Here is a 16,988-nt window from a genome sequence, read left to right on the forward strand (position 1 = left end):
TGCTGGCACCGCCGGCCGATCCGCCGGATGGGCTGGATCCGAGTCACTGGTGCCTGGAGCAGGCCCCGCCGGAGCCCCCGACGGCCCCCCCCACGGACGCCGCCGGCGGGTCCCCCGGCCCGCTGCCCGTGGCGATCGCCAGCGATGCCGCCTTCCACTTCCGCTATCCCGAGGCCCAGGAGCTGCTCTCGGCCTGCGGCCTGCGGCCGGTGGCCTGGAGTCCCCTGGCCGACGAGCCGCTGCCGGCGGACTGCCGGGCGGTGCTGCTGCCGGGCGGTTATCCGGAGCTCCATGCCGCCCAGCTGGCGGCCGGCCGCCGCAGCCTGGGATCCCTCGCCGCCGCCGCCCGCGCCGGTGTGCCGATCGTGGCCGAATGCGGCGGCCTGCTGCTGCTGGGCCGGGAGCTGGAGGATGGCGACGGATCGCGGCATGCCATGGCCGGCCTGCTCCCCTTCAGCGCCCGTCGGGGTGGCCTCAGCCTCGGCTATCGCCAGGCGGTGCCCGGCGCCGATGGCCTGCTGGTGCGCCGTGGTGAAGCCCTCAGCGGCCATGAGTTCCACCGCTGGCAGCTCCTGCCCCAACCGCCCCTGGGCGAAGAGTTGGCAGCGGGGGAGGGCCTGTGGCAACTTGATGGCTGGGGAGCCCCCGCGAGGATCGAAGGATGGACCGCCGCGACCGTTCACGCCAGCTGGCTGCACCTCCACTGGGCTGGATGCCCGGCGATTCCCTCGAGACTGGCCAGAGCCGCCGCCAGCGCCGTGCCGCTGCCGAGGAGCGCCGTTTCGTGAAGCACGCTCTCCGGGTGAGCGCCTCGCCCCATGAGCGCTGGCGCATGAACGTGCGCGGGCTGGTGCAGGGGGTGGGCTATCGGGTGGGCTGCCGCCAGAAGGCCATCGACCTCGGGCTCAGTGGCTGGGTGCGCAACCGCTCAGACGGTTCGGTGGAACTGGAGGCGGAAGGGCTTCCGGATCGGCTGGAGGAGCTGCGGCTCTGGTGCGAGAAGGGGCCCCGGGGGGCCCAGGTCAGCGGCGTCAGCAGCGGCCAGGTGGCCGTGGCGGGCACCGACTGGTTCGAGATCCGCACCTGAACCGCAGCGATGCCGACCACCAGCCTCTGGCGTGAACTGTTCGGATTCGGCCTGGCGATCAGCTTCAGCCCGCTGCACATCGGCCTGCTGCTGCTGATCCTGGTGGGCCCCAATCCACTGCGCAGGGGCAGCTGGTTCGTGCTGGGGTGGCTGCTCACCTCCGCAGCGGCCATGGCCCTGCTGCTGAGCGTCGGCCATGGCCTGCTGCTCACCATGGAGCAGGGCAGCGATCAGCGCACCGGCCTCGACCTGCTGGGGGCCGGCGGGCTGCTGGCCCTGGGCCTCAACGGCCTGCAGGGCAGCCGCCAGGAGAGTGGCCCCCCCGGCTGGACCCGCCGGCTGGACGGGTTCTGCGCCCTGCCCCTGCCGCTGCTGCTCGGCCTCAGCGCCGCCGTGCAGGTGTCCAGCCCGGATGACCTGTTTCTGTACGCGAAGACCGCCGCCAGCCTGCTGGAGGCGGGGCTGAGCCGGCCCCGGGAGGTGCTCACCACGGGGGTCTTCAGCCTGTTCAGTGGCCTCCTGCTGCTGCTGCCCCTGGCGGGGCTGGCGCTGGTGGGCCAGGAACGGCTGCTGCCCGTGCTGCAGGCGGGCAAGGCCTGGCTGTTTGCCAACGCCGAACTGATTGTGGCGGCCATCTGCTTCGGCCTGGCCGCCTACCTCGGCTGGCAGGGCATCGAGGGCCTGCGGGCCGGTTGAGGTCAGGGACCGGTCGGGTCGTCCTCAGCCTCAAGAATCCGGCCGAGGTACTTGGGATCGTGGAGGGTGCCATGGCGCGAGAACGGCAACACCCGCTCCCGGGGCAGTCCGGGCATCGACGGCCGCGAGCGCAGCCTCAGCCAGCGCCGCACCAGCACGATCACCCCCACCAGGACCGCAGCGACGAGCAGGGCCCCCACCTCGGCGATCAGCTCCCCGCCGCCGCCGGATCCACCGGCTTCAGCCTGGCTGGTGGAGGACTTGCTGACCGGTGGGGTGGTGCCCAGGACGGGCGCCGGATCCGCCAGGGGTCGCAACTTGGTGAGCAGAGAATTCAGCGGAGGGCCCCAGCAAGAACCAACGCCCCGAGGGTAGGCGGTGGGATCCGGTCAGGCCAGCTCACGGGGCCGCGCCGCCGGCATCGGCCTCCCGCAGCCAGCGTCCCCAGTGCTCCCGCTCGGCGTCATCACCGGCACCGGCCATCAGGGTCACCGCCTGGCTGGCCCGGCTCACCGCCACGTACACCAGCCGCTGCCGCAGCGGCAGGTCCCGGGGCCAGAAGACGTCCTCATCAATGAACACCTCGCCGAAGGTGCTGCCCTGGCTGCGGTGGACGGTGAGCACGGCCGCCGGTCCCAGGGAGGCGAAGGCGTCGCGCACCAGGAAGTAGCGGCGCCAGAAGGGTTTGCCCTCCTTCTTGCCCGCCTCGCGGGCCTGCTGGCGCAGACCCTCCATCACCCCGTCCAGGCTGGCGCGGGGGGCGCTGCCCAGGGGCGGCAGCAGGCGCAGGTTCAGCTGGGCCTCCCCAGCCTCCACGGTGGCGGTGAGCGTGTCGATCACGGGGGCGCCAAGGGAGGCCTGAACGCCGAACTCGGCCAGATCACAGCGGTCGGGCCGCACGTCGCGCACCACCAGCTCCCGGTTGCTGCCCAGCAGCAGATCCGGCTCCTCGGCGGCGGCCTCCCCCTCCCGGCAGGCCGGCGCCATCACGGCTGTGCGGGTGATCAACACCTCGCCGGGGAGCACGGGCAGCTGGTCGGCCATGGCGCCGTGCAGGGCGCGGCGGGCGATCGGCACCAGCCGTTCCAGGGAACGGTTGGTGTAGCAGAGGATCCGGGCCAGGTCGGGATCGTCGGCGGCGGCGCTGCGGCGCAGGCCCTCCTGGGCCGCCGCCAGCCAGTCGCTCCGCCCCAGCAGTGACACCCGGCCCGTGGTGGTGCGCACCGGCGCCAGCACGGGCGGCCTGCGGCACGGAAGGTTGCCCTGCCGCAGGCCGCCGGCCAGGCGCAGCACCGGTCCCTGGTGGCGGACCACATGGGTCAGGGCCACCCGCTGGGCCCGGCCCAGGGCGAACACCGGACTCTGCTCCTCCCCCACCGGCGGCAACTGGGCCGGATCCCCCACGAACACCAGGCGGGTGTGGTAGGCCTGGGCGCAGCGGAGGGTGATCTCCAGCAGGTTGCCATCCACCATGGAGGCCTCGTCGACCAGCACCAACCCCAGGTTCTCGAGCGCCAGGGCGGTCTGTTCCGTTTCCTCGCAGCGCTCCCGATCCCCCTCCCGCTTCAGCTTCAACCGCAGCAGCCGGTGGATGGTGGAGGGATACCAGGTGGGGCGCAGGCCCGCCAGGGCGAGGTGGTGGCGCAGCACCCCCACCGCCTTATGGGTGGGGGCGGCCACGGTCCAGCAGAGGCCGGCCCGCTCCGCCTGGGCCAGGAAGCGCATCGACAGGAAGGTCTTGCCGGTGCCGGCATAGCCCTCCAGCACGAACGGAACGCCGTCGGCGGGGGCCGACAGCCAGGCGGCGAAGGCGGTGGCGGCGCTCTGCTGGTCGTCGCTCAGGCCGGAGAGATCGCTCACCCCAGCGGCAACCAGCCGGCGCCATGGGCGATCTGCAGCGGCGAGCCCAGCAGGGCCAGGCCCGGCAGGGCCACCAGGGGGCCCATCAGGCTGCCGACCAGCACCTCCGCTCGGGTGTGGCCGAGGTTTTCCTTGAGGGGACGCAGCACGGGATCGGCGCCGCTGTCGCCCTCCCCAGGCAGGGTGTCCCAGAGGCCATCGGGGAGGCCGTTGACCCGCTGGGCCGTCAGCCCGGCGGCGCGGCGGACGCCGCTGGCGTCATAGAGGACGACGAAGCAGAGCACGGCCGCCAGGGCGAACAGGGGATCGGCGAAGCCCAGTTCCCAGCCCAGGCCCGCCGCCGTCCCGGTCATCAGAGCGGAATGGCTCGACGGCATGCCGCCGGTCTCGATCAGCACCGCGGGCCGCCAGCGCCGGTGCAGCACCAGTTCGATCACCAGCTTGGAGAGCTGGGCCACGCCGCAGGCGGCCAGGCCCCAGGCGAGCACGCCGTTGGCCAGGAGCTCCCCCAGGGCATCGAATACGCCGACGGCTTCGCTCATCGGTCGCGACTGGTGATGTAGTCGGCCAGGGCCAGCAGGGGAGCCGCCTTGGCGCTCCACGGCTCCAGGACCGCCTTGGCCTCGCTCACCAGGGCATCGGCGCGCCGGCGGGATTCCTCCAGGCCCAGCAGTTTGGGGTAGGTGGTCTTGTCGGCGGCCAGGTCCTTGCCGGCCGTCTTGCCGAGCACGTCGCTGCTGGCGGTGACATCGAGGATGTCGTCGATGATCTGGAAGGCCAGGCCGATGCCGCGGGCGTAGGTGCGCAGGGACGCCAGCAGCTCCTCCGAAGCCCCGGCGATCAGGGCGCCGGCGATCACGCAGGCCCGCAGCAGGGCGCCGGTCTTGTGCAGGTGGATGTATTCGAGGGTGTCGAGATCCACCTGGCGGGCCTCGCATTCCAGGTCGACCACCTGGCCGCCCACCAGGCCGGGGGCGCCGGAGGCCAGGGCCAGCTCGCCCACCACCTGCAGCAGCCTTTCGGGGGGCACCCCCGGGCTGCGCAGGGCCACCATCTCGAAGGCGCGGGTGAGCAGGGCATCGCCAGCCAGGATCGCCTTGGCCTCGCCGTACACCTTGTGGTTCGTCGGTCGGCCCCGGCGCAGGTCGTCGTTGTCCATGGCGGGCAGGTCGTCATGGATCAGCGACATGGTGTGGATCATCTCCATCGCCACCGCCGTGGGCATGGCCAGATCGACGTCGCCGCCCGCCAGTTCACAGGCCGCCAGGGTGAGGATCGGCCGCAGGCGCTTGCCACCGGCCAGCAGCGAGTAGCGCATCGCCTCCCGCAGCGACTCCGGACGCTCGGGGCCCAGGGAGCTGTCCAGGGCGGCCTCCACGCGCCAGCGGGCCGCCTCCAGGTAGGCGGTGAAGTCGAACGCCGTGCTCACCGCCGGGGTCATGGGGTCCTGAGGGTTGGCGCGGATTCTCTCAGGCCGATGGTGGCAGGTGCCGGAACTGCGCAACAGTTTGGGATCGGTTGGGCTGAATCGGGGCAAAGGCGAGTTGCCGTTGAAAACCCGCCTTGGGTTGTCGATTGGTCCTCAGGGGAGCAGATCAGCTAGGGGATGGTCCAGCCCGTGGCGATGGCACCAGGCCACCACGGTGTTGACCAGCAGCATGGCCACGGTCATCGGCCCCACCCCGCCCGGCACCGGCGTGATCGCCGACGCCAGCGGTTCGACCGTCTCGTAATTCACATCGCCGCAGAGCCTGCCATCCACCCGGTGGATGCCCACATCGACCACCACCGCCCCCGGTTTGACATGCACCGCGCCGATCAGCTGGGGGCGGCCGGCCGCCACCACCAGCAGATCGGCCTGGCGGGTCACCTCCCAGAGATGGTGGGTGCGGGAATGGGCCACGGTGACGGTGGCATCGGCCGCCTGGAGCATCAGGGCCATCGGCTTACCCACCAGGATGCTGCGGCCGACCACCACCGCCTGGGCCCCGGAGATCGGCACGTCGGCGCAACGCAGCAGGGCCATCACCCCGGCGGGTGTGCAGCTGCGCGGGCCCCGCTCCCCCTTCAGCAGCCGGCCCAGGTTGAGGGTGTGCAGACCATCGGCATCCTTGTCCGGGTCGATCGCCGCCAGCAGCGGTTCTTCGGCCAGACCCTGGGGCAGGGGCAGCTGCAGCAGGATGCCGTCGACCGTCGGGTCGGCGTTGAGACGTCGGATCAGGGCCAGCACCTCCCCGGCCGGGGTGTCCGCCGCCAGATGGCCCCCATGGCTGCGGATGCCGACCCGGTCGCAGGCCTTTTCCTTGTTGGCGACATAGACGCCGCTGGCGGGATCGTCCCCGATCCGCAGCACCGCCAGACCGGGAGCCCGTCCTGCCACCTCCAGGCCGTCGCTGATCACGGCGCCCAGGCGCCGTTCGATCTCCGCCGCCAATCGCCGGCCGTCGAGAAGGGTGGCCATGGAGAGAACGCGATGCCGACCCCCAGCATGCACCGACAGCCTCCGGATGGAGTGACGTTGTGCATTGGCTAGCGTGGGCACCATGAGATTCGGGCTGCGGCCGATCAGGGGACTCTGGCGCCAGCTGCTGCGGCTCGAGCGTCCACGCCAGGCTCTGGTGGCCTGGCGCAGCGGGGGCTCCCTGCTCGTGTTGTTGTGCTGCCTCCTGGTGGCCCTGCTCTCCAGCTGGCCCTGGTTGGTGGAGCCCAACCTGCGGCCCGGCATGGCGGCCCCCTTCACCGCCCGGGCGCCCGCCGATGCCACGGTCATCGACAGCACCGATCTGGAGCAGCGTCGCAGCCAGATGCTGCCGCGCAGCCAGGTCCAGGTGGTCGACCCCCAGGCCAGCGAGGCCCTGGTGCAACGGCTGGAGCAACGCCTGCAGAACGTGCGCGAGCAGGTGGCCGATGACCAGCCCCGCCCCGATTCCCTCAACCTCACCGAAGAGGAGCGCCGCTGGCTGACGGGGCTGACGCCCCCCGGGCTGGTGGCCTGGAAGGTCTCCCTGCGCCAGGCCCAGCAGCGCATGCTCAGCCAGGGCGTCGTGGCCAGCCTGTCCGAGGGGCAGCTGCTCCAGGCCGCGGTGCTGCAGCTCAACGACCTGCCACCACCGGCCCGCAGCCTGGGCAGCCGCCTGCTGGCCAGCAGCCTGCAGGGACGCACCAACCTTCGCGGCGACAGCTTCCTCAGCCAGCGCCGGATCGAGGACCTGCTCACCCGCCAGGGGCTGCCCACGATCCGGGTGCGCAGGAACGACCTGATCACCCGCCAGGGGGAACCGATCAGCCCCCAGGCCTTCGATGTGCTGGAGCACTTCGATCTGGTCAACCATCGCCCCCGCCCCCTGGCCTGGATGGCCCGCTTCAGTGAGGCCCTGGCCGCCTGCGGTGTGATGCTCCTCGTGATGCGCCGCTGGCGGGCCAGTCTCGAACCCCGCCAGGCCCTGCTGGCGCTGGCGATGCTGCTGCTGGTGCAGGGGTGCAAGCTCTGGCTGGGCAGCCAGGTCAGTCCCCTGGCCCTGCTGGTTCCCCCCACCCTGCTGCTCTCCCAGGGCCTGGGCACGGCCGCCGGCCTGGCCTGGCTGGCCGTGGCCGCCATGCTCTGGCCGGCCCCGGTGCAGGGACTGCTGGCGACCCAGCTGGGGGTGGCGGCCCTGCTGGCGGCGATCGCGGCCGTGCTCGCCGGGCGCCAGCGCAACCGGGCCCAGCTTCTGCAACTGGCCCTGTTGCTCCCGGTCGGGGCGGTGCTGCTGCAGTGGCTGCTGATCCAGACGTTCAACCTGCGCGGCCTGGAAACCTCCCCAGGACCGTTCAGCGGCAGCGACCTGCTCCAGGAGGCCCTGCTGGTCACCGGTCTGCTGATGGCGGGTCTGCTGCTGGCGCCTCTGGTGGAGAGCTTCTTCGGCCTGCTCACCCGGGCCCGGCTGATGGAGCTGGCCGACCTGGAACGGCCCCTGTTGCGGCGGCTGTCAATGGAGGCGCCGGGCACCTTCGAGCACACCCTGATGATCTGCGGCCTGGCGGAGGAGGGGGCCCGCGCCATCCAGGCCGATGTGGATCTGATCCGCACCGGAGCCCTCTACCACGATGTCGGCAAGCTGCATGGCCCCCAGTGGTTCATCGAGAACCAGGAGAACGGCGCCAACCCCCACGACGAACTCGACGATCCCTTCGCCAGCGCCGCCATCCTCCAGGCCCATGTCGACGAGGGCTTGAAGCTGGCCCGTCGCTACCGCCTGCCCCGCCCCCTGGCGGATTTCATCCCCGAGCACCAGGGCCGGCTGAAGATGGGCTACTTCCTGCACCAGGCCAAGGAGCGGGACCCTGCGGTGCGGGAGGAGCAGTTCCGTTACCGCGGCCCCGCCCCCCGCAGCCGGGAGACGGCGATCCTGATGCTGGCCGATGGCTGCGAAGCCGCCCTGCGGTCCCTGCCGCCAGGCACCACGGAGGCGGAGGCCCAGGCGATGGTGCGCCGCCTGGTCGAAGCGCGCCAGAATGATGGCCAGCTTGACGGCAGCGGCATCTCCCGGGCCGAGCTGGAACTGGTGATCAGGGCCTTCGTGCGGGTCTGGCGCCGCATGCGCCACCGGCGCATTCCCTACCCCATCTCCCCCCGCAAGGCCTTCAGCGCCTGAGGCTCCTGCGGCCGAGCCAGCGGCCCACACCCAGGCCAACGATCACCGCCACCAGACCCGCCAGCAGGCTGATCAGCACCACGGCCAGGGCTTCGTCGGGTCGTCCGCGGCGCAGGGCCAGGCTGACCTGCAGCATCCAGCTGCTGAAGGTGGTGAGCGAGCCGCAGAAGCCGATGCCCCCCAGCAGCATCAGCCGGGGCCGGGGGGGCGGCAGCGCCGCGATCACGCCGATCAGGAACGTGCCGAGCAGGTTGGCCACCAGATCGGACTCGATCAGACCGGCATGCCCCCCCACCAGGCCCTTGCCCAGGCCCTCCAGCTGCCAGCGCAGCAGGGCGCCAGGCACCGCGCCGGTGGCCACCAGCAGCAGGTCCCGCGCTTCGCGGCGCAGGCTGGGGGAGCTTCCGGTGGGGGAAGGTGCCATGGGTCCCCCCTAGGAGCTGCCCAGGGCCAGGCCGGCCGCCACTGCCAGCACCCCCCCCAGCACCGAACCGACGCAGAGCAGGACGGCCTCCCGGCGTTGCCGCAGCTGCAGGGTGGCGTGCAATTCGGCGATCCAGGTGGAGAAGGTGCTGAAGCTGCCCAGGAATCCGGTGCCCAGCAGCAGCAGGGTGCGGCCCGCCGCCAGGCCGCAGCTGGCTTGCAGACTCACCAGCAGGCCGATGGCGAAGCAGGCAATCAGGTTCACACCGAAGGTGCCCCAGTGCTTGCGGGGCAGCATCGGCTCGAAATGGTTGACGACCCGGAACCGCAGCCAGGCCCCCGGCACCGCACCGAGCGCCACGAACAGGGCGTCGTTATCAACGGGTGCCGCCATTTCAGCGCCAGCGCTCGGATGACCGGCCACCACCCGACGGGCCAGCCATCACCGCCCGCAGCTTGCGTTCCAGCACCACCGTTGCCGGCACCAGGGTGATCAGGTTGGCCACGAGCACCGGCCCGTCGGATGTGACCAGCCCATAGACGGCCCAGGCCACAACGCCCACGGTGAACAGGCCGTACATCCGCAGCGAGATGGCGCTGGTGTCGCCGCTGCGCACGGTCTTCACGGCCTGGGGGAAGATGCTGAGGGTGGTCAGCGAGGCAGCTCCATAGCCAAGGGCGCTGACCGCGAAGGACTCCATTGGCGTTGGCCGCTGTTGTGAGCAGCATGACGACATTCCGTCCTTGGCGCCGTGGTTCTCAGCTTCCAAGAACTACAGGGGCAGCTGCAGCCCCCCTGGGGCCGGGAGCATGGGGAGGCCGGAGGTGGCGGGGCCGGTGCGGACTTCGATCTGCTGATGGTGCCGTCGCTCACGATGGATCCGTCCCAGCTGGCCCTGGTGACCGGAGCCCACCATTACGAGGAACGCCAGCTGTTCTCCCTGATGCGGCTCCGCAACCCCGGGGTGCAGGTGGTCTACGTGACCAGCAAATTGCTGCCGGAACTGGTGGTGGATGCCGTGCTGGAGCTGATGCCCGGGGTCCCCACCTCCCACGCCCGGCGGCGGCTGCATCTGTTCGACACCGACGACGGCTCCGCCCGGCCGCTCACCCAGAAGCTGCTGGAGCGGCCGGCCCTGCTGGGGCGGATCCGGGAACAGCTCAGGCCCGGCCGCAGCTTCATCAACTGCTATGTGGTGACGGAGCTGGAGAAGACCCTCTCCGAACGCCTGCAGGTGCCCCTGCTGGGCACCGACCCGGCCCTGGGCTACTGGGGCACCAAGGCCGGCAGCCGGGAGCTGTTTGCCCGCTGCGGCGTCCCCCATCCCCCCGGCACGGGGCTGGCCCACAGCCCTGGAGAGCTGGCGGAGGCGGTGGCCGATCTCTGGGACGCCCACCCCGAGCTGGGCAGTTGTGTGATCAAGCTGAACGAGGGCTTCAGCGGTGAAGGCAACGCCCGGCTGGATTTCACCCCCCTGGCCCTGGCCGGTCGCTCCAGGCGGGAGCGGGTCGCCAGGGTCGCTGAGGCCCTGGAGGCCCTGCCGATGCCTTCCGTGGCCTGGAGGGAGCTGCTGGCCCGGCAGGGGGCGCTGGCGGAGGCCTGGCTGGAGGGTGGGGCCGAGCTGCGGTCCCCGAGCGTGCAGGGCACGATCCATCCGGGCGGGCTGGTGGAGGTGCTCTCCACCCACGAGCAGATCCTCGGAGGTCCTGGCGGCCAGACCTATCTGGGCTGCTGCTTCCCCGCCGCCGAGCCCTACCGGGTGGCGCTGATGGAGCACGGCCGGGCCGTCGGCGAGGCCCTCGCCGCCGAAGGGGCCCTGGAGCGCTACGGCGTCGACTTCATCGCCCGGCGCTTTGGTGAGGTGTGGGATCTGCAGGCCATCGAGGTCAACCTGCGCCAGGGGGGCACCACCCACCCCTTCATGGCCCTGCGGGCGATCACCGCCGGCAGCCTGGAGCCCGCCACGGGCCGCTTCCTGTCCCCCACCGGCCAACCGCTGCACTACCGCGCCACCGACAACTTCAGCGACCCGCGGCTGCGGGGCCTGATGCCCCTCGACCTGATCGACATCGTCGCCGAGGTCGGCCTGCATTACGACCCCGCCCGGCTGCAGGGCAGCGTGTTCCACCTGCTGGGCTGCCTCTCGGAGTTCGGCAAGCTGGGCATGACCTGCATCGGCAGGGATCCGGAGCAGGCCTCGGCCGTCTATCGCTCCACCGTGGCGGAGCTGCTGGCCGGCGCCAGTGCCCGCAGCGGGGCCTGACGGCCAGGCCCGCGCAGGGCAGGATGGGTCAGCACAGGGGGCGCATGGTCTCGATCACCGACCGCGACGACGACGGCGCAGGGCGCCCCCCACAGGCACCCCTGGGCCCGCCGGTCTGGACCGGCTGGCTCCAGATCGGCCTGAGCACCATGCTGGCGGTCCTGTTCCTGGTGATCCTCAGCAAGACGCAGGAGCAGAACCAGCGGCTGATGCGGATCGAGCAGCGCCTGCAGGGCCTGGAGAACAGCCGGGCCCTCGATCGCACCTCCGTGCTGGAGGAACAGCAGCGGGCCATGGTGGGTCGCCTGCAGACGCTTGAGTCCGGCGCCCAGCGGCTCGAGGCCCTCGAGCGGCAGCAGGAGCAATGGCGTTCCGCCCTCGCCGACATGCAGGGCCGCGCCGTGCGTCGCCCCCAGACCGATCCCGACCTGTTTCCGGCCGCGCCGCTGCCGTCAGCCGGCCCTGGCCGCCCCAGCCCCTCTCCGTCCGACCGCGGTGATGGCGGCGTTCTGCGCCCGCCAACGCCCGCCAGCCCCTGAGCTGGCTCCGCTTCAGCCTTTCACCGCATCACCGCTGGCGCTGGGCAGGATGTAGCGCTGCAGCAGCACGAACAGCAGCAGCACCGGCAGGATCGAGACCACCGAGCCGGCCGCCACCAGGCGCCAGTCAAGGGAGAAACTGCTGGCCAGCTGCTGCAATCCCAGGGGCAGGGTGTAGAGATTGGGGTCATCAAGAATGATCAGCGGCCAGAGGAAATCACTCCAGGTGCCGATGAACACGAACATCGCCAGGGTGATCAGGTCGGCCCGCGCTGCCGGCAGCATCACGTTCCACCATTCACCGACGGGGGTGCAGCCGTCGATCCGGGCCGCCTCCTCCAGTTCCACCGGCACCGCCAGGAAGCTCTGGCGCAGCAGGAAGATGCCGAAGGCCGTGGCCGCCTGGGGCACGATCAGGGCCCAGAGGGTGTTGCGCAGGCCGATCTGCACCATCAGCAGGTAGAGCGGGATCATCACCACCTGGAAGGGGATCAGGATCGTGGCCACCACCAGGGCCAGCACCAGCCCGCGGCCGCGGAAGCGCATCCGGGCCAGGGGGTAGGCCGCCAGGGAGCAGAACAGCAGGTTGGCCAGCACCGCCAGGGCGCTGACGATCGTGCTGTTGAGCAGGTAGGTGCCCATGGGATTGGCGGCGAACAGGCGCCCGTAGGCCTCCAGGCTCGGCTGGCTCGGCAGCAGGGCCGGTGGGCTGGTGAAGATGTCCTCCGCCGGTCCCTTGAGGGAGGTGCTCACCAGCCACAGCAGGGGCAGCAGCAGCAGCACGGCCACCAGCAGCAGCACGGCGAGCTGCAGGCCCGTGGCCAGCGAGGAGCGGTTGGGGGCGCTCACAGACGCGGCAGTTCCGCTACCGGAAGGGGGGTCTTCTGGGGATGGAGCGGGGCGCGCTGGCTGCCGGAGACGAGCCGGTTGAGGGCGTTGACGAAGGCCTGGGCCGCCGCCACGACGATGTCGGTGTCGGCGGCATTGCCCGAATAGAGCACGCCCTGGTGGCGCAGGCGGATGGTCACCTCACCCATGGCGTCGATGCCTTCGGTGACGGACTTGATGCTGAACTCCACCAGTTCGTTCGGCACCTGGGCCAGGTGGTTGAGGGCCTGGCAGACCGCATCCACTGGCCCGGTGCCGATGGCCGCCTCGGTCAGGTCGATGCCGTCCCCGTCCCGCAGGGTGACGGTGGCGGTGGGCTGCAGGTTGGTGCCGCAGCTCACCTGCACCGACTGGAGGACGTAACGGGGCCCGTCCTGTTGCTGCACCTGCTCACTGACGATCGCCTCCAGATCCCGGTCGGTGATCTCGCGCTTGCGGTCGGCCAGCTCCTTGAAGCGGGTGAAGGCGTCGTCGAGGTCGTGGCGCTCCAGGCTGTAGCCGAGCTCCTCCAGCCGGGCGCGGAAGGCGCTGCGGCCCGAGAGCTTGCCGAGGGAGAGGCGGTTGTCGGCCAGGCCGACGGTGCGGGCGTCAATGATCTCGTAGGTGAGCCGGTTCTTGAGCACCCCGTCCTGGTGGATGCCGGACTCGTGGGCGAAGGCATTGGCACCCACGATCGCCTTGTTGGGCTGCACCGCCATGCCGGTGAGATTGGAGACCAGCCGGGAGGTCTTGGTGATCTCCTCGGTGCGCACGTTGGTGAGCGGATCGCGCTGCTCCGCCGGCCGGCCCAGGAAGGGGTTGAAATAGCTGCGGCGCACGTGCAGCGCCATCACCAGCTCCTCGAGGGAGGCGTTGCCGGCCCGTTCGCCGATGCCGTTGATGGTGCACTCCAGCTGGCGGGCCCCGTTCTTGACGGCTTCGAGGAAGTTGGCGACGGCCAGACCGAGATCGTTGTGCCCATGCACCGAGATCACCGCCTGGTCGATGTTGGGCACCGAGCGGTTGATGCCGGCGATGATCTCACCGAATTCGGCCGGGGTGGTGTAGCCCACCGTGTCGGGAATGTTGATGGTGGTGGCGCCGGCGTTGATCGCCGCTTCGATCACCTCATGCATGAACGCGGGGTCGCTGCGGCCGGCGTCCTCGCAGGAGAACTCCACATCGTCGACCAGGGAGCGGGCATAGGACACCATCTCCGCGGTGATGGCGAGCACCTCGGCGCGGCTCTTGCGCAGCTTGTGCTCCAGGTGGATGTCGCTGGTGGCGATGAAGGTGTGGATGCGCCGGTGGGCCGCCGGGGCCACCGCGTCGGCGCAGGCCCTGATATCGCCGCTGGCGGCCCGGGCCAGGCCGCAGATCACGGGGCCATCGGGGGTGCCCACGGTGGCGGCGATCTTCTGGACTGCGTGGAAATCGCCGCTGCTGGCGAAGGGGAAGCCGGCCTCGATGATGTCGACCCCCAGGCGGGCCAGCTGCTGGGCGATCGCGAGCTTCTCCTCCAGGTTGAGGCTGGCGCCAGGGGACTGCTCCCCGTCGCGGAGGGTGGTATCGAAGATCAATACCCGGCCGGGATCGCGGGCCATGGGGTTAAGCGGAACAGGTATGAGTTAGGACCACTCTAGGGGCCGGCCGGGATGGCTCCGGGAGCGGAACGTACAGTGGCGCCACAGAGGTTTCCCCATGGCCGCAGGCGATCTGGCCCTGGTGTTGCATGCCCACCTCCCTTACGTGCGATCGGGAGAACCGGGTTCGCTGGAGGAGGACTGGTACTTCCAGGCGTTGCAGGAATGCTATCTGCCCCTGCTCGCCGTGCTGGAGCGGGCCGCCGCCGACCCGGAGCAACGGCCGAAACTCACCCTCGGCCTCTCCCCCACCCTGTTGTCGCTGCTGAGCGACGGGGCCCTGAACAGCCGTTTCCCGGCCTGGCTGGCCCTGCGCCGCACCCTGCTCGACCAGGCGGATCCGGAGCTGGAGCTGCCGGCGCGCCAGCTCCAGTCCACGCTCGCGGCCATCGAGGCCCAGTGGCGGCAGCTGGGGGGGAGCCTGCTGCCCGGGTTCCGGCGTCTGCAGGAGCAGGGGGTCCTCGACCTGATCACCTGCGGCGCCACCCATGGCTATCTGCCCCTGCTGCGGGATTCGCCCGAGGCGGTGCGGGCCCAGCTGCTCACCGCCGTGCGCGAGCACCAGCGGCTGCTCGGTGTGCGCCCCCTGGGGATCTGGCTGCCGGAATGCGCCTATTACGAGGACCTCGACCGGCTCCTGGCTGAGTGCGGCCTGCGCTATTCCCTGCTCGACGGCCATGGTCTGCTCCATGGCCTGCCAAGGCCCCGCTATGGGGTCTATGCCCCGATCTGTTCCACCGCCGGGGTGGCCTTCTTCGCCCGTGACAGCGAATCCACCCTGCCGGTGTGGAGTGCCAGCCAGGGGTACCCCGGTGACGGCGCCTACCGGGAGTTCCACCGCGACCTGGGCTGGGACCTGCCGCAAGAGGCGCTGGGCGCCCTCGGCATCCGCGACCGGCGCCCCCTCGGGCTCAAGTTGCATCGGGTCAGCGCCCAGGGCTGTCCCCTGGAGCTGAAGCAGCCCTACGACCCGGAGCGGGCGGCCGAGCGGGTGAAGGAGCACGCGGCGGCGTTTCTTCGCGGTCGCTCCGAGCAGATGGCCCACCTGGCCGCCACGATCGAGCCGCCCCCGCTGCTGGTGGCGCCCTTTGATGCCGAACTGTTCGGCCACTGGTGGTTCGAAGGGCCCCAGTTCCTGGCCGAGCTGTTCCGCCAGGGCCCGGCGATGGACGTGGGCTTCACCCACCTGCGCGAGGTGCTCAGCCAGAACCGGGCCCTGCAGGTCTGCCGGCCGGCCCCCTCCAGCTGGGGCCAGGGGGGTTACCACGACTACTGGCTGAACGACACCAATGCCTGGGTGGTGGCGGAATGGCAGCGGGCGTCCCGGGCCATGGTGCATCGGGTGAACCGGGGCGTGGGCAGCACCGACCAGCGCGCCCTGCTGACCCAGGCCGGGCGCGAACTGCTGCTGGCCCAGAGCTCCGACTGGAGCTTCATCCTGCGGGCCGGCACCACCACCGGCCTGGCCCGCGAGCGGATCCACCGCCATCTCGATCGCTTCTGGCGTCTGATCGATGCCCTGGAACACGGCACCGAGCTGTCCCGGGAATGGCTGGTGGGGGTGCAGCGGGAGGACGGGCTGTTTCCGGAGCTGAATGCGGCCGACTGGGCGACCAGGGGCTAGCGGCCCCCCCGTCGGGGCTCCCGATGGCGGCCTCCCTCAGAGAATCTGATTCAGGAAGCGGCGGGTGCGCTCGTGGCTGGGATTGGTGAAGAACACCTCCGGGGGGGCCTCCTCCACCACTTCGCCTTCGGCCATCAGCACCACCCGGTGGGCCACATGGCGGGCGAACTTCACCTCGTGGGTCACCACCACCATGGTGATGTCGTCGGCGGCGAGGTTCTGCATCACCTCCAGCACCTCCCGCACCATCTCCGGGTCGAGGGCGCTGGTGGGTTCATCGAACAGGAGGATGCGGGGCTCCATGCAGAGGGCCCGGGCGATCGCCACCCGCTGCTGCTGGCCCCCCGAGAGCTGGCCGGGAAACTTGCCCGCCTGTTCGGCGATGCCCACCCGCTCCAGCAGGGCCCAGGCCTGCTTCTCCACGTCGGCCTTCGGTCGTTTGCGGACGAGCACCGGGGCCAGGGTGAGGTTGTCGAGCACCGAAAGGTGGGGAAACAGGTTGAACTGCTGGAACACCATCCCCACCTCCCGGCGGACGGCGTCGATGTTGCGCAGGTCGTCGGAGAGCACGATGCCGTCGACGGTGATGCTGCCCTTCTGAAAGTCCTCCAGGGCATTGAAGGTGCGGATGAAGGTGCTCTTGCCCGAGCCCGAGGGGCCCATGATCACCACCACTTCGCCGCGCCGCACCGTCAGGCTGGCGCCGCGCAACGCCTGGAATCCGTTCGGGTACCACTTCTCGACGGCCCGCGCCTCGATCATCAGTTCGCTGCTGGGTTGGCTCATGGGGCGGGAAGCGGGATCGGAGCGGGGGAGGGGGAAAGGGGGCTGCTGGATCAGGTGGCGGAGGGCACCGCGTGGGGATCGAGGCGCCGCTCCAAGGCCCGGCTGCCCAGGCCGAGGGCGGCACAGCAGCCCCAGAACAGCACCGCCAGGGTGAGGTACACCTCACCGTTCCGCCCCAGGAAAGCCGGGTTGGCCATCACGGTGCGGGCCGTGCCGAGCAGTTCCAGCAATCCGATCAGCGACAGCAGGGTGGTGTCCTGCAGGAGGGAGATGAACTGGCCCACCATCGCCGGCAGGGCCACCCGCAGGGCCTGGGGCAGCACCACGTGCTGCAGGGCCTTCGGATAGGACAGACCCAGGGAGCGGGCGGCCTCCAGCTGGCCGCGGGGCACGGCCGCCAGGCCGGAGCGCACCGCCTCCGCCAGGTAGGCGGCGGCGAAGAAGGTGAGCACCCAGGCCGCACGCCAGACCCGCTCCGGCGCCAGGCCGCCGGGCAGAAGGAAACCGAGGATGTTCTGGCCAAGGAACAGCAGGGTGATCAGGGGGGCTCCGCGGATGAACTCGC

The 16,988-nt window shown here is 71.0% G+C and carries 18 protein-coding genes and 1 pseudogene; 7 read left to right on the top strand and 12 right to left on the bottom strand.

Features of this window, described 5'->3' with window-relative positions:
* From KBZ04_RS05060 to KBZ04_RS05070, 3 genes and pseudogenes are all read left to right on the top strand, one after another.
* A pseudogene (locus tag KBZ04_RS05060) lies at positions 1 to 788 on the top strand (cobyrinate a,c-diamide synthase); the annotation flags it as partial.
* Positions 785 to 1,087, top strand: a complete 303-nt coding sequence (locus tag KBZ04_RS05065; protein ID WP_315860064.1) for an acylphosphatase — start codon at positions 785 to 787, stop codon at positions 1,085 to 1,087. The pseudogene KBZ04_RS05060 and the gene KBZ04_RS05065, both read left to right, overlap by 4 nt.
* Positions 1,088 to 1,096: 9 nt before the next feature.
* Positions 1,097 to 1,783, top strand: a complete 687-nt coding sequence (locus KBZ04_RS05070) for a GAP family protein (protein WP_254990825.1) — start codon at positions 1,097 to 1,099, stop codon at positions 1,781 to 1,783.
* A 2-nt stretch (positions 1,784 to 1,785) separates the two neighbouring features.
* On the opposite strand, the gene KBZ04_RS05075 is transcribed toward KBZ04_RS05070, so the two are convergent.
* The 5 genes from KBZ04_RS05075 to folD all read right to left on the bottom strand — a co-directional run bounded on the left by KBZ04_RS05075 (position 1,786) and on the right by folD (position 6,104).
* Entirely contained in the window at positions 1,786 to 2,100 is a 315-nt protein-coding gene (locus KBZ04_RS05075; RefSeq protein WP_254990826.1) for a hypothetical protein, read from the bottom strand.
* An 82-nt stretch (positions 2,101 to 2,182) separates the two neighbouring features.
* Entirely contained in the window at positions 2,183 to 3,643 is a 1,461-nt protein-coding gene (locus KBZ04_RS05080; protein ID WP_254990827.1) for an ATP-dependent RecD-like DNA helicase, read from the bottom strand.
* Positions 3,640 to 4,185, bottom strand: a complete 546-nt coding sequence (locus KBZ04_RS05085; RefSeq protein ID WP_254990828.1) for a divergent PAP2 family protein — start codon at positions 4,183 to 4,185, stop codon at positions 3,640 to 3,642. Before KBZ04_RS05085 ends, KBZ04_RS05080 begins: the two co-directional genes overlap by 4 nt.
* Positions 4,182 to 5,084, bottom strand: coding sequence for a geranylgeranyl diphosphate synthase CrtE (gene crtE, locus KBZ04_RS05090; protein ID WP_254990830.1), 903 nt, complete (start codon positions 5,082 to 5,084; stop codon positions 4,182 to 4,184). Before crtE ends, KBZ04_RS05085 begins: the two co-directional genes overlap by 4 nt.
* A gap of 141 nt (positions 5,085 to 5,225) precedes the next feature.
* Complete coding sequence (folD, locus tag KBZ04_RS05095; RefSeq protein WP_254990832.1) at positions 5,226 to 6,104, bottom strand: bifunctional methylenetetrahydrofolate dehydrogenase/methenyltetrahydrofolate cyclohydrolase FolD; 879 nt, start codon at positions 6,102 to 6,104, stop codon at positions 5,226 to 5,228.
* An 82-nt stretch (positions 6,105 to 6,186) separates the two neighbouring features.
* Between folD and KBZ04_RS05100 the strand changes: the two genes are divergently transcribed.
* Positions 6,187 to 8,277 (top strand): HDIG domain-containing metalloprotein, encoded by a 2,091-nt coding sequence (locus tag KBZ04_RS05100; RefSeq protein ID WP_254990833.1) that lies wholly within the window; start codon positions 6,187 to 6,189, stop codon positions 8,275 to 8,277.
* Here the strand turns inward: KBZ04_RS05100 and KBZ04_RS05105 are convergent.
* Genes KBZ04_RS05105 through KBZ04_RS05115 form a run of 3 tightly spaced genes read right to left on the bottom strand, consistent with a single transcriptional unit; the run spans position 8,267 to position 9,401 of the window.
* On the bottom strand, positions 8,267 to 8,701 hold the full coding sequence (locus tag KBZ04_RS05105; RefSeq protein ID WP_254990834.1) for a fluoride efflux transporter FluC: 435 nt from the start codon (positions 8,699 to 8,701) through the stop codon (positions 8,267 to 8,269). The two genes, KBZ04_RS05100 and KBZ04_RS05105, sit on opposite strands and share 11 nt — an antisense overlap.
* A gap of 9 nt (positions 8,702 to 8,710) precedes the next feature.
* Positions 8,711 to 9,094 carry a fluoride efflux transporter FluC gene (locus KBZ04_RS05110; RefSeq protein WP_254990835.1) on the bottom strand — a complete coding sequence of 128 codons (384 nt, stop codon included), beginning with the start codon at positions 9,092 to 9,094 and terminating at the stop codon, positions 8,711 to 8,713.
* Position 9,095: 1 nt separating this feature from the next.
* Positions 9,096 to 9,401, bottom strand: coding sequence for a SemiSWEET family sugar transporter (locus KBZ04_RS05115; protein WP_254990837.1), 306 nt, complete (start codon positions 9,399 to 9,401; stop codon positions 9,096 to 9,098).
* Positions 9,402 to 9,452: 51 nt separating this feature from the next.
* On the opposite strand from KBZ04_RS05115, the gene KBZ04_RS05120 reads away from it, so the two are divergent.
* Together KBZ04_RS05120 and KBZ04_RS05125 are read left to right on the top strand one after the other, a co-directional pair.
* The gene (locus KBZ04_RS05120) at positions 9,453 to 10,964 is read left to right on the top strand and encodes a peptide ligase PGM1-related protein (RefSeq protein WP_254990838.1); all 1,512 of its coding nucleotides are present in this window, start codon (positions 9,453 to 9,455) and stop codon (positions 10,962 to 10,964) included.
* A gap of 44 nt (positions 10,965 to 11,008) precedes the next feature.
* Positions 11,009 to 11,503, top strand: a complete 495-nt coding sequence (locus tag KBZ04_RS05125) for a lipase chaperone (protein WP_254990839.1) — start codon at positions 11,009 to 11,011, stop codon at positions 11,501 to 11,503.
* Positions 11,504 to 11,515: 12 nt separating this feature from the next.
* On the opposite strand, the gene KBZ04_RS05130 is transcribed toward KBZ04_RS05125, so the two are convergent.
* Complete coding sequence (locus KBZ04_RS05130; RefSeq protein WP_254990840.1) at positions 11,516 to 12,352, bottom strand: carbohydrate ABC transporter permease; 837 nt, start codon at positions 12,350 to 12,352, stop codon at positions 11,516 to 11,518.
* Entirely contained in the window at positions 12,349 to 13,974 is a 1,626-nt protein-coding gene (locus KBZ04_RS05135) for a 2-isopropylmalate synthase (protein WP_254990841.1), read from the bottom strand. The genes KBZ04_RS05130 and KBZ04_RS05135 overlap by 4 nt, the downstream gene beginning before the upstream one ends.
* Before the next feature lie 97 nt (positions 13,975 to 14,071).
* Between KBZ04_RS05135 and KBZ04_RS05140 the strand changes: the two genes are divergently transcribed.
* Positions 14,072 to 15,637: a glycoside hydrolase family 57 protein gene (locus tag KBZ04_RS05140; protein ID WP_254990842.1), complete on the top strand. Its 1,566-nt coding sequence runs from the start codon at positions 14,072 to 14,074 to the stop codon at positions 15,635 to 15,637.
* A 36-nt stretch (positions 15,638 to 15,673) separates the two neighbouring features.
* On the opposite strand, the gene KBZ04_RS05145 is transcribed toward KBZ04_RS05140, so the two are convergent.
* Together KBZ04_RS05145 and KBZ04_RS05150 are read right to left on the bottom strand one after the other, a co-directional pair.
* The gene (locus tag KBZ04_RS05145; RefSeq protein ID WP_315860066.1) at positions 15,674 to 16,423 is read right to left on the bottom strand and encodes an amino acid ABC transporter ATP-binding protein; all 750 of its coding nucleotides are present in this window, start codon (positions 16,421 to 16,423) and stop codon (positions 15,674 to 15,676) included.
* Between the two features lie 50 nt (positions 16,424 to 16,473).
* Positions 16,474 to 16,988 (bottom strand): amino acid ABC transporter permease (locus KBZ04_RS05150; RefSeq protein ID WP_254990843.1); only part of this gene is annotated, 515 nt, incomplete at its 5' end.

Source organism: Cyanobium sp. N5-Cardenillas, from assembly GCF_024345515.1.
In the GTDB taxonomy this organism is placed as follows: Bacteria; Cyanobacteriota; Cyanobacteriia; order PCC-6307; family Cyanobiaceae; genus Cyanobium.